Consider the following 12,473-nt stretch of genomic DNA (forward strand, 5'->3'; position numbering starts at 1 on the left):
AAAACTAGTAAAACGTATTAGAGCCTTAGCGGATATAAAGACAAAAACTATGAGTGATCAAAATTATAACGCCGAAGCCATTGAAGTACTTAATGGATTAGATCCGGTAAAAAGACGCCCAGGGATGTACACAGATACAACACGTCCCAATCATTTAGGCCAAGAGGTTATCGACAACAGTGTCGATGAAGCTATGGCTGGCCATGCTACCCGTATCGACGTAATACTCCACGAAGACAATTCGCTTGAAGTAAGCGATGATGGGCGCGGTATGCCTATTGATATTCACCCAGAAGAAGGTATCCCTGGGGTTGAATTGATCTTCACTAAGCTACACGCCGGTGGTAAGTTTTCCAACAAAAACTATCAGTTTTCGGGCGGTTTACACGGCGTAGGTATTTCGGTAGTAAATGCGTTATCTACGCGTGTAGAAGTAACAGTAAGACGCGATGCTCAACAATACAGAATGGCATTTGAAAGCGGCGATAAAGTAGAAGACTTAAATGTAATTGGTACAGTGGGTAAACGTAACACCGGTACTACGGTTCGTTTTTGGGCTGATGTTAGCTACTTTGATTCACCAAACTACTCAATTACCAAACTTAATCATTTATTAAAAGCCAAAGCAGTTTTGTGTCCAGGACTGCGAATTAAGTTTGTTAATAAGCAAACAAAAGAAACCCAAGAATGGTTTTACGAAACAGGCTTAAAAGATTATTTAGTTGAAGCAATTAAAGGTTTTGAAACATTACCGCAAGACCCATTTGTAGGCGAATTTAAAAGTTCAATTGAAGGCGCTGACTGGGCTGTTGTATGGCTACCAGAAGGTGGTGAATCAATAGCTGAAAGCTACGTAAACCTTATTCCTACCGCGCAAGGTGGTACGCATGTAAATGGTTTACGCCAAGGCTTGCTTGAAGCAATGCGTGAATTTTGTGAGTTTAGAAACTTACTCCCTCGTGGTGTGAAATTAACTCCTGATGACATATGGGATCGTTGTAGTTACGTGTTGTCGGTTAAAATGCAAGACCCTCAATTTGCCGGTCAAACAAAAGAAAAACTATCATCACGCTCATGTTCTGCGTTTGTATCGGGGGTTGTAAAAGACTCGTTTAGTTTATGGTTAAATGAACATACAGATACAGCAGAATTATTAGCTGAGTTATGTATTTCAAATGCGCAAACTCGCTTGCGTGCAGCTAAAAAAGTAGTGCGTAAACGTGTTACTGCAGGTCCTGCCTTACCGGGTAAACTAACAGATTGTAGCGCGGCCGATAACGACCGTACCGAATTATTTTTAGTGGAAGGTGATTCTGCTGGTGGTTCTGCTAAACAAGCGCGAGACCGTGAATTTCAGGCAATTATGCCGCTACGTGGTAAAATTTTAAATACGTGGGAAGTTGAGTCAGGCCAAATACTCGCATCACAAGAAGTGCACGATATTTCAGTGGCATTGGGTATTGATCCCGAGTCAACGGATATGTCGGGACTGCGCTACAATAAAATTTGTATATTGGCCGATGCTGACTCGGATGGACTACACATCGCGACGTTATTATGTGCACTGTTTGTTCGTCATTTTCCAGAGTTAGTAAAAACAGGGCATGTGTATGTAGCAATGCCGCCATTATTTAGAATAGATATTGGTAAAGAAGTTTATTACGCACTTGATGAAGAAGAAAAAACCGCTATTTTGGCACGTATAGAAGCTGAGAAAAAACGCGGTAAAGTAAACGTACAACGATTCAAAGGTCTGGGTGAAATGAACCCGTTACAACTTCGTGAAACTACGATGGATCCAAATACCCGACGTTTAGTGCAGCTTACGCTTGATGAAGAAGTAGAAACCATGGAAATGATGGATATGCTGCTTGCTAAAAAACGATCGCCTGATCGTCGTCAATGGTTAGAAGATCATGGTAACAAGGCACTCGTTTAATTACCTGTGCTTAACACTAGGAGAGGCGAATGAAAAAACTACTAGGAAGTTTGCTGTTACTTGGGCTGACTACCGCTCCTGTAATGGCTAAAAATATACTCGATAAGCTCACAGTAGCACCGGGATTTGAAATAAGCTTATTTGCGAGCGATGTAGAAAATGCACGTCAAATAGCCGTTTCAAAAAAAGGGATTGTGTATGTAGGTTCTCGTAAAGCGGGCAACGTATATGCACTTATTGATCATAATAGCGATGGTGTAGCAGATAAAAAAATTGTTGTGGCTAAAGGCCTTAATATGCCCTCTGGCATAGCAATTAAAGATGGCGATTTATATGTAGGCGAAGTACATCGTATTATTCGCTTTAAAAACATTGATACCCAATTAAAAGACCCAAAGTTTGATGTGGTCTATAACAAGCTACCGAGCGAGCGTCATCATGGTTGGAAATTTCTGCGTTTTGCACCAACGGGTGAGCTAATCATTCCCGTGGGTGTACCGTGTAATATTTGTGCTGAAGATGAACGTTTTGGCCGTATTTTTGCGCTTAATGTAGAAACAAAACAAATAAAAACAATAGCCAAGGGCGTGAGAAATACAGTGGGTTTTGATTTTCATCCAGCTACTCAAGCACTATGGTTTAGTGATAACGGTCGCGACATGATGGGCGATGATATTCCACCTGATGAGTTAAATCGTGCAACACAAGAAGGGGAGCATTTTGGTTTTCCGTATGTTCATGCCGGTGCAATTATTGACCCTGAGTTTGGTGAAGGTAAAAACATTGCCGATTATACGTCACCAGCACTTGCACTTCCTGCGCATGTAGCGCCATTAGGTATTCATTTTTATAACGGTAAGCAATTTCCAGCAAGCTATAAGCAGCAATTATTTGTTGCTGAACATGGCTCATGGAACCGTTCTAAAAAGTCAGGTTATAAAGTAGGGCTAGCAACAATTGAAGTAGGTCGCGTAACTAAATATACGCCATTTATTACTGGCTTTATGAAAGACGAAACAACATTTGGACGCCCTGTTGCATTTGCAGAATTAGGTGACGGCAGTCTGTTAGTAAGCGATGATTACGCCAACGTAATCTACCGTGTAAGCTATAAGAAAAACTAGGTAAGCTTTAATGAGTGATACAGATACCTTGCTAATGCAAGGAATTGAGCAACAAACAATGGGGCGCTTTACCGAAGACGCCTATTTAAATTATTCCATGTACGTAATTATGGACCGTGCTTTGCCGCATGTAGGTGATGGCTTAAAACCAGTACAGCGTCGTATTATTTATGCGATGAGCGAACTGGGTTTGTCGGCTAATGCTAAGTACAAAAAATCAGCCCGTACAGTGGGTGACGTACTCGGTAAGTACCATCCACACGGCGATAGTGCATGTTACGAAGCGATGGTATTAATGGCGCAGCCGTTTTCTTACCGCTACCCCTTGGTAGATGGACAAGGAAACTGGGGTGCGGCAGATGACCCTAAATCGTTTGCAGCAATGCGTTATACCGAAGCGCGTTTATCTAAGTTTTCAGAAGTACTGCTTAAAGAGCTTGGTCAAGGCACCGTAGATTGGACACCAAACTTTGATGGCACAATGGATGAACCTGTTGTACTGCCTTCTCGTTTACCGCATATTTTACTCAACGGTATAACGGGTATTGCCGTAGGTATGGCAACTGATATTCCGCCACATAACGTACGTGAAGTGGCTAGCGCATGTTGTTTATTACTTGATAAACCAAAAACAGAGCTTGAAGAATTACTTGAGCTTGTACATGCACCAGATTACCCAACAGATGCTGAAATAATTACCCCAAAAGCCGATATTCATAAAATATATAAAACCGGTCGTGGGTCTATCAAAATGCGTGCGGTTTACACCGAAGAGCATGGCGATATTGTCATTACAGCACTGCCGCATCAATGTTCTGGTGGTAAAGTGCTTGAGCAAATTGCAGCGCAAATGAACGCTAAAAAATTACCAATGATTGCCGATTTACGTGACGAGTCAGATCACGAAAATCCGACACGCATTGTAATTATCCCGCGCTCAAACCGCATTAAAGCTGAGCCATTAATGGCTCATTTATTTGCAACTACCGACCTTGAAAAAAACTACCGCGTAAACTTAAACATGTTAGGCCTAGATGGTCGCCCGCAAGTTAAAGACTTGCGCTGTATTTTAAGTGAGTGGCTAATATTTAGACGCGAAACAGTGCGTCGTCGTTTGCAGTATCGTTTAGATAAAGTATTAGCGCGCCTACATATTTTAGAGGGTTTATTAGCCGCCTTTTTAAATATTGATGAAGTAATTGAAATCATCCGCAGCGAAGATAAACCAAAGCCTGTATTAATGGAGCGCTTTGATTTAAGCGATACGCAAGCAGAAGCAATTTTAGAATTAAAACTTCGTCATTTAGCAAAACTTGAAGAGTTTAAAATTCGTGGTGAGCAAGATGAACTAGCCAAAGAGCGTGATAAATTAGCGCAAATTTTGGGTTCTGAGCGTCGTATGTCGACACTGCTTAAAAAAGAAATTCAAGAAGCCGCTGAAATGTATGGTGACGATCGCCGCTCACCAGTGATTGAGCGCTCAGAAGCAAAAGCACTTAACGAAAAAGATTTAATTCCATCAGAGTCAGTTACTGTTGTGCTATCAGACAAAGGCTGGGCACGCGTTGGTAAAGGTCATGACTTAGATGTACAAGGCTTAAATTATCGCTCAGGTGATGGCTTTAGAGCCTCGGCTCGTGGTAAGAGTAATCAACCTGCAGTATTTTTAGATTCAGCAGGGCGGGCGTTTGCAACCGATGCACACAGTCTACCTTCGGCGCGTAGCCAAGGCGAGCCAATGACAGGTCGCTTTAACTTAACACCAGGTGCTAATTTTGAGCACGTGGTAATGAGTGAAGATGAGCAAGTATTGCTTATGGCGTCAGATGCGGGCTACGGCTTTATCACCGACTTTAAAGACTTAGTTAGTAAAAATAAAAATGGTAAAGCGCTGGTAAGTGTCCCTAAAGGTGGAATATTACTTTCTCCTATTAGAGTGAACGATGTTGCTAGCGATTACTGTATGGCTATTTCTAACGAAGGTCGAATGCTTTTATTCCCGCTGCGAGACTTACCAAAATTAGGTAAGGGTAAAGGTAATAAAATCATTTCTATACCGGGTGCTAAAGTACAAGCCCGTGAAGAGTTTGTAAAAGTGCTTGCTGTTGTGCCACTAGGTAGCAGTGTTACGCTTCATGCTGGTAAGCGAAAACTAACACTTAAACCAAGTGACTTAGAGCATTATCATGGTGAGCGAGGGCGTAGGGGTAATAAATTACCACGTGGCTTACAGCGTGTTGACGAAGCGGTTGTTGAGTTAACACCTCAAGATGATGAACCAAAAGAAGTTATTAGCGAAGAGTAGCGAATGACTTCTTTTGTACAAATAAAAACGGTCTGCATTTGCAGGCCGTTTTTGTTTTAAAACCATTTTAAAGCAATATTAAAACAAGCAGCTTAAATATTTCAGCGTACACTTGTGCGCTATTGACTCGTTTGTGTCACAAAATAACGCTATAATAATCATAATTGATTTTTGGAGAAGCCCATTTGCTAGCTGTCATACGCGTTTTTATTATGCTGCTGTTTATATTATTCAGTTGTATTTTTGGTTTATTACTTTCGATTGTAAGACCATTTCATCCTAATAATGTACATATAATAGCGGGCTGGTTTGGCTCAATGGCTAAAATGATTGGCGTTAAGTTAGTTTTAACACGCCATAAAGATGCCGTTGATCCAGGTCCTGCGGTTTATGTTGCGAATCATCAAAATAGCTACGACTTATTTACAGTGCCAGCAATGGTGCCAAAAAATTGCGTAAGTTTAGGTAAAAAAAGCTTAAAGTGGATTCCGTTTTTTGGTCAGCTTTACTGGTTATCGGGTAATATATTAATAGACAGATCTAATCGCTCCAAAGCAGCAGGAACTATTTCAAAAGCAGCCGAAAAAATTAAGAATAATGGTTTATCTGTATGGATGTTTCCTGAAGGTACACGAAGTTACGGAAGAGGTTTATTGCCGTTTAAAACTGGCGCGTTTCACACCGCAATGAGCGCAGATGTACCCATGATTCCAGTATGTATGAATACAACACATAAAACCATTAAGCTAAATCGTTGGGATAATGGTACAATTCACATCGAAATGTTAGCGCCTATATCGCTTGATAAAAACACTAGCGCGCGTGAGCATGCTAAAAGCGTGCATAGCATTATGGCTGCTAAAATAACTGAATTAGATGCTCAAGTGAGAGATAAATAATGGAAAACTGGCGTGAAATAAGTGAAGACATCGTAAGTTCACTACTTGAAGATGGATCAGATCCTGAAATACTTTATGAAGTAGAACACCATTTTGTATGTGAAGACTTCCCTAAGCTAGAGCAAGCAGCATTGGCTGCTTTTAAACTAGGCTACGATGTTGAAGAGCCAGCAGAGCTTGAGCTTGAAGACGGCAGCAAAATTTGGAGCTTCGACATAGTAGTAGAAGCTGAGCTAGACGTAGACGTAATTATGGAAGACGTTGATAAGCTAGCGCAACTAGCCGTAGAATGCGAAGTTGAGTACGATGGTTGGGGCACTTACTTTCAAGAGTAATGCAGCTAACTAGAGTCTAGATTTATTAATTTGAAAGCGAGTATTGTAAAAGTACTCGCTTTTTTGTGTCTCGAATTAGGGAGTGCTAATTTTACATGATTCAAACTTGCTTACATCCATGTAAGAATAAGTTAACCGAGCGCAGCTTCCGCGTTCTGCTCACGCCCCTCACCTGTATCCATGTAGACAACAAAGTGTTACTCACTCCAAAGAAATCTCAAAATTAGTACCTGTTTAGCATTTCAATTTCATCATCACCTATTAATTTGAAAGGTTAATCTCACATATAAAATTTACTTTTAATTATTTATTTGTACTAATATTTTGAAATTTTAAATTATATAAGCGCGTATTTTTAAATTTTAGTCATGCAAATTTATCTTTATAACTAAAGTTAAATTAAATTTAACAGGTATTACCAGTCTGTTTTGGTAACAATTTTATCAGGAAATAACGGTGTTTATTCATAAGGCATTAAGTTTTGTGTTAAATATTGGTAATAGTGGTTTTTATTTTGGGTACTACTATTTTCTTAAATTTAAAATTTATTACATAGTGTAAATAGAAATCAATACGTTTTTACGGTATTGTTTTTAAAGTGTTTTTTTGTATTTTAAAGATATCCCTTTAGAGGTTTTATAGTTTTCATGGTAACAATTAACTTGTTGACATATTGGTAACAAAAAATATAGCCTTGTTTTGCCGGTTAGGTGATGGTTTTGGTAATACCAATTTGAAGGTTTTTTCTTTTCAAATTCTTTTTTTGTTGTTACCAATTTTTTTTGGTTTAAAAGTCTGTTTACATGATGCGATCTAGGTTTGGTTTTTATCGCCAAGCTAAGCTGTAAGGTTGCTTATTATTCAGGTTTAAAGGAATAAAAATAATGGTTAAATTTAAAAAGTTACTTATTTGCTCTGCAGTTGCTGCAAGTACTTCTTTTGCGCACGCTGCCTCGATTGAAAATTCAGGTTTTGAAGGTGGCTGGAGTAATTGGAATGAAACAGAGCCTGCAGCGCTATCTTCAGATTCGTATAAAGGCTCTAAATCACTGAAAATACAAGGTAGCCCAGGGCGTGTTTATCAAAATGTAGATGTAGATCGAAATACTCAGTACACGTTAAGTGCCTATGTACTCGGTAAGGGGCAAATCGGGATCAATGATCTTAATGGTTTGTTTAAAAGTGAGAAATTCAATGTTTCTTCATGGACAAAAGTATCTAAAACTTTCACCACGGCTAACACTGGTTCACTACAAGTATTTGCTAAGCATGATAAGAGTTCAAGCGATGTTCGTTTTGATGACTTTTCGTTAACTAAGGGTAGTTCTTCAGGCGGTGGAGACACCGGTGGTGATACTGGCGGCGGTGATACGGGTAGTGGCTCTGGTATAGCGAGTAACATCACCAACGGTAGTATTTTTGATCTTGAAGGTAATGATCCTCATCCATTAGTAAATAGCGATACTTTGGAGTTTGTTCCTTTAGAAGCGCGTCATATCACTCCAAACGGGAATGGCTGGCGTCATGAATATAAAGTTAAAGAAAGTGCACGTGTTGCAATGACCGAAACCTATGAGGTTTTTGAGGCAACTGTAAAAGTTGAAATGTCAGATGGTGGTAAAACAATTATCTCTCAGCACCATGCTAGCGATACCGGGACAATTTCTAAAGTGTATGTTTCAGATACAGATGAATCTGGATTTGATGACAGTGTAGCTGGAAATGGCATTTTTGACGTTTATGTTCGTCTGCGAAATACAAGCGGTAACGAAGAAAAATTTGCCCTTGGTACTATTACTAGTGGTGGCTCGTTTACTCTACGTGTTGAAAATAATTATGGCGATGTTGATGTTAGCGCACTAGGTCGCTCATTTGGTATACCTGTAGAAGATGACTCAGAGTCATACTTTAAATTTGGTAATTACCTACAATCACAAGACCCTGATACATTGGATGAGTGTGGGGAATCGGGTAATTCGGATTCTTTCAAAGAGTGCTTTGAAGATTTAGGGATTACAGAATCTAAAATAACGATGACAAATGTTAGTTATACCCGAGAAACTAACTAATTAGCTACTCAATCATGGCCACTCAATTGAGTGGCCATACTAAAATTGCTTTAATTTATAGCCATTTTTTATTTTTAAAATACACACCAATACCGCCAGTAAGCACAATTAAAAATATGACAAAAGCACTAAATGCATAAGGGCTTTCGGTACCCGGAATACCCCCTACGTTTACACCTAACAGGCCAGTTAAAAAGCCTAACGGTAAAAAAAGTGCCGCTACTACTGACATAACATACATTCGCTGGTTTAACTGTTCAGAGACTTGGTTAGTGATTGTCTGCTGAATGATTTGCGCACGCTCAATCGAGCTATCAAGCTCCTCTAAATAACGAATAAGTAAGTTAGTCGTTTCATTAAGTTTTGCTTTATCGTCATCCAACAGCCAGGAGTAGTGATTATTTACCATTGAGCTAAGGGCTTCTTTTTGCGGTTTTAAATAGCGTTTTAAGGCAATTGTTTGACGGCGTAACTGTGATAAACCTTGGTTATCAAACCTTTTACTAGGTTCATCTATTTCTTCTTCAAACTCATCGAGTGTTTCATCGAGTGAATCAATAACGCTTTGCATGCGAGAGGTTAGTTTTTGTGTAATGGAGCATACTAGCTCAGAAATATTACATGGACCTTTGTTTTCATTTAAACACGCAAGCGTATCTTGCACCGATAATAAACGGCGCTTACGGGTGGTAATAAGGATATTTTCACTAATAAATAAACGAATTGAAACCATGTCTTCAGGGCTTTGTGCTGGGTTTAAATTTACACCACGTAAAAATAACATGTGCCCATTAGTTGTTGCTGTAATACGTGGTCGTGTTTCATCAGCAATTAAAGAGTCTAATTCGTAATCGTTTAAATGAGGCTGTGCCTTGAGCCACTCAACCGCCTCACTTTGGCTATAGTCCATGTGCACCCAAAGTTTCCCTTGGCTTGGTTGCCAGCTATTTAGCTCATTCGTGCTTTCAATAGGGCGAGCGCCGCCTTGTCCATCAAGTACAAGTGCATGTAGTAAACCATTAATCATAATTATTTCTCATAATAGTGTATTTTTAATACCGTTAACTATAGTGTATCTACTTAAGTATTTTAAACTTACCTTTATTTTTAATAAGTTAAGTTTGAACAACCAAATAAATGCAGAGCCTAGGGGCTGAGCAAAGTAGCATAAAGTACTGTTCAGTAAGGCGTGCATTGTGTGACTAGTTGTTCAAAAAGATCAATTTAATTTACTAATCGACTAGATAAATTTATTTCGTTGGTGTTTTTTTACCTGTAGCGTATAAGTCACTTTTTTATTAAGGGCACATTTATGACAGCAAAGATTACAGTTGGTTGGCGTGAGTGGTTAAGTTTACCTGAGCTTGGTATTAACGATATAAAAGCAAAAATTGATACAGGCGCTCGCACTTCATGTATTCATGCAATTAACATTGAAGAATACGAAGTTGACTCAGAGAAATGGGTTAAATTTACGGCCCAACCATTGCAGGATGATGAGCAAACGCAAGTCACTTGCAAGGCAAAAGTTAAAAAAATGAAGTACGTAACCAGCTCAAGTGGGCAAAAAGAGTTACGCTATTTTATAGAAACGACATTGCATGCAGGCGAGCATAGTTGGCCGATAGAGCTTACTTTAACAAGCCGTGCAACAATGAAGTTTAGAATGTTATTAGGGCGTACAGCCATGGAAAATCGTATAGTCGTTGACCCGGCTTTATCTCAACTATTAGGTCGTAAGGTTTAACTATGAAAATCGGTATTTTATCTCGCAACAGAAAATTATATTCAACACGTCGCTTAATTGAGGCGGCAGAAGCACGCGGTCACGAAGTTAAGGTGATTGATGCATTACGCTGCTATATGAATATAAACTCGGAGCAACCAGAAATTCACTATCGCGGTGAAAACTTAAAAGAATTTGACGCAATCGTCCCGCGTATTGGTGCATCGGTTACATTTTATGGCTGTTCGGTACTTCGTCAGTTTGAAATGATGGGTGTTTACCCAGTAAACGAATCAGTCGCTATTTCTCGTTCGCGCGATAAATTACGCTCACTTCAGTTACTTTCGCGCAAAGGCGTTGGTATGCCAGTAACAGGTTTTGCGAGCAAACCAGATGATGTAAAAGACTTACTAGAGATGGTAGGCGGTGCACCTGTTGTAATTAAATTACTTGAAGGCACACAAGGCATTGGTGTTGTACTTGCTGAAACACGCAAAGCGGCAGAAAGTGTTATTGAAGCATTTATGGGCTTAAAAGCTAATATTATGGTTCAGGAATACATTAAAGAAGCAGGTGGCGCGGATATACGTTGTTTTGTACTAGGCGATAAAGTAATAGCAGCAATGAAACGTCAAGCACAAGAAGGTGAGTTCCGCTCTAACCTTCACCGTGGTGGTAGCGCTACGTTAGTTCGCATTACTCCAGAAGAACGTAAAACGGCAGTAGCGGCGGCTAAATCAATGGGCTTGAACGTAGCGGGAGTTGATTTACTTCGCTCATCTCGTGGACCACTTGTGATGGAAGTAAACTCATCACCAGGTTTAGAGGGCATTGAAATAGCAACAGGTAAAGACATTGCAGGCATGGTAATTGATTTCATCGAAAAAAATGCTTCAAGTAAAGGAACAGCAACACGTGGCAAAGGTTAAAATTAACCGTCCTTTTTCCTTATTAGGAGAGAGTGTAGGCGTAGGCGAGCGTAAAACACTTGCCTTAGAGGCAGCTAAACTTTATACCCATTCACCACTTAATATTCCTATTGAAGTGGTTAACGGTGTAATGGAAGGTCCTGTGCTTATGGTGTGTGCGGCAATTCATGGTGATGAACTAAATGGCGTAGAAGTTGTGCGTCAGTTAATTGCTAAAATAGACCCAAGCCAACTGCGCGGTACGATAATAGCTGTGCCTATTGTGAATGTGTTTGGCTTTATTCATAAATCGCGTTATTTACCAGACCGACGCGATATGAACCGTAGTTTCCCAGGTTCTGAGCGTGGCTCACTTGCTGGGCGTATGGCTTATATGTTTTTTAATCAAGTGGCAGTACATTGTACTCACATTATTGATTTACATACTGGCGCTATTCATCGAACTAACTTACCGCAAATTCGCGCTAATTTAGAAGATGAAGCAACGGCTGATATGGCTAAAGCATTTGGTACACCAGCGGTAATAAATGCATCATTGCGTAATGGCTCATTACGAAGTGAAGCTGCAAACCTAGGTATACCAGTTATAACCTATGAAGCAGGTGAAGCACTGCGTTTTGATCCTATAGCTATTGCGGCAGGTGTGCAGGGTGTTGATTATGTTATGCGTCATTTAAAAATGATCCGTGGCAAGCGTCCTAAAAAGTTACCAGATCCTATCATTGCAGGTTCAACTAGTTGGATACGTGCAGAGGTTGATGGCATTGTGCGTGCACAAGTATCACTAGGTGAGCATGTGACTAAAGGGCAAGTACTTGCTTATATTAGTAGCCCATTAGGCGACTCTGAGCTTGAACTTTTAGCACCTAAGGGTGGGATTGTTATTGGTCAGCAAACTATGCCATTAGTAAATGAAGGTGACGCGGTATTCCACCTTGCTTACTTTGCAAATGACAATAGTTTAGTAGAGCAGCAACTAGAGAACTTTATTGATGAAATAAATGATTTAGATGACGAGCTTAAAACAGCTGAACTAAATAACTAATAGCTAAACTAAATTCTGTTTAGCTAAGCATTAAAAAGCCGCAGTAGGTAATTACTTACTGCGGCTTTTTTGTGGACATTGCTTTATCAACGATGCTTTTTA

10 protein-coding genes are annotated in these 12,473 nt (G+C 39.8%); 9 read left to right on the forward strand and 1 reads right to left on the reverse strand.

Going from position 1 to position 12,473, the window contains the following annotated elements:
• The first annotated feature begins 49 nt into the window (after positions 1–49).
• The 6 genes from parE to WNY79_RS05465 all read left to right on the forward strand — a co-directional run bounded on the left by parE (position 50) and on the right by WNY79_RS05465 (position 8,671).
• Positions 50–1,939, forward strand: a complete 1,890-nt coding sequence (gene parE / locus WNY79_RS05440) for a DNA topoisomerase IV subunit B (RefSeq protein ID WP_024598880.1) — start codon at positions 50–52, stop codon at positions 1,937–1,939.
• A gap of 29 nt (positions 1,940–1,968) precedes the next feature.
• Positions 1,969–3,063: a PQQ-dependent sugar dehydrogenase gene (locus WNY79_RS05445; RefSeq protein WP_024598879.1), complete on the forward strand. Its 1,095-nt coding sequence runs from the start codon at positions 1,969–1,971 to the stop codon at positions 3,061–3,063.
• Positions 3,064–3,073: 10 nt separating this feature from the next.
• Complete coding sequence (parC, locus tag WNY79_RS05450; RefSeq protein WP_342875341.1) at positions 3,074–5,368, forward strand: DNA topoisomerase IV subunit A; 2,295 nt, start codon at positions 3,074–3,076, stop codon at positions 5,366–5,368.
• A gap of 185 nt (positions 5,369–5,553) precedes the next feature.
• Positions 5,554–6,267 carry a 1-acylglycerol-3-phosphate O-acyltransferase gene (locus tag WNY79_RS05455; RefSeq protein ID WP_342875342.1) on the forward strand — a complete coding sequence of 238 codons (714 nt, stop codon included), beginning with the start codon at positions 5,554–5,556 and terminating at the stop codon, positions 6,265–6,267.
• A complete protein-coding gene (rraB, locus tag WNY79_RS05460) occupies positions 6,267–6,602 on the forward strand; it encodes a ribonuclease E inhibitor RraB (RefSeq protein ID WP_007376503.1) in 336 nt (111 codons plus the stop codon). Before WNY79_RS05455 ends, rraB begins: the two co-directional genes overlap by 1 nt.
• An 884-nt stretch (positions 6,603–7,486) precedes the next feature.
• On the forward strand, positions 7,487–8,671 hold the full coding sequence (locus WNY79_RS05465) for a polysaccharide lyase family 7 protein (RefSeq protein WP_342875343.1): 1,185 nt from the start codon (positions 7,487–7,489) through the stop codon (positions 8,669–8,671).
• Positions 8,672–8,726: 55 nt separating this feature from the next.
• Here WNY79_RS05465 and WNY79_RS05470 read toward each other — a convergent pair whose 3' ends face one another.
• On the reverse strand, positions 8,727–9,698 hold the full coding sequence (locus tag WNY79_RS05470; protein WP_076925088.1) for a zinc transporter ZntB: 972 nt from the start codon (positions 9,696–9,698) through the stop codon (positions 8,727–8,729).
• A gap of 285 nt (positions 9,699–9,983) precedes the next feature.
• On the opposite strand from WNY79_RS05470, the gene WNY79_RS05475 reads away from it, so the two are divergent.
• From WNY79_RS05475 to WNY79_RS05485, 3 genes are read left to right on the forward strand one after another with little or no spacing between them, the layout of a single operon-like run.
• On the forward strand, positions 9,984–10,418 hold the full coding sequence (locus WNY79_RS05475) for an ATP-dependent zinc protease (protein ID WP_024596236.1): 435 nt from the start codon (positions 9,984–9,986) through the stop codon (positions 10,416–10,418).
• A gap of 2 nt (positions 10,419–10,420) precedes the next feature.
• On the forward strand, positions 10,421–11,326 hold the full coding sequence (gene rimK, locus WNY79_RS05480; protein WP_002961977.1) for a 30S ribosomal protein S6--L-glutamate ligase: 906 nt from the start codon (positions 10,421–10,423) through the stop codon (positions 11,324–11,326).
• On the forward strand, positions 11,313–12,371 hold the full coding sequence (locus tag WNY79_RS05485) for a succinylglutamate desuccinylase/aspartoacylase family protein (protein WP_024596237.1): 1,059 nt from the start codon (positions 11,313–11,315) through the stop codon (positions 12,369–12,371). The genes rimK and WNY79_RS05485 overlap by 14 nt, the downstream gene beginning before the upstream one ends.
• Positions 12,372–12,473 lie beyond the last annotated feature (102 nt).

This window comes from Pseudoalteromonas sp. AS84 (assembly GCF_038900255.1).
Taxonomy (GTDB): domain Bacteria; phylum Pseudomonadota; class Gammaproteobacteria; order Enterobacterales; family Alteromonadaceae; genus Pseudoalteromonas.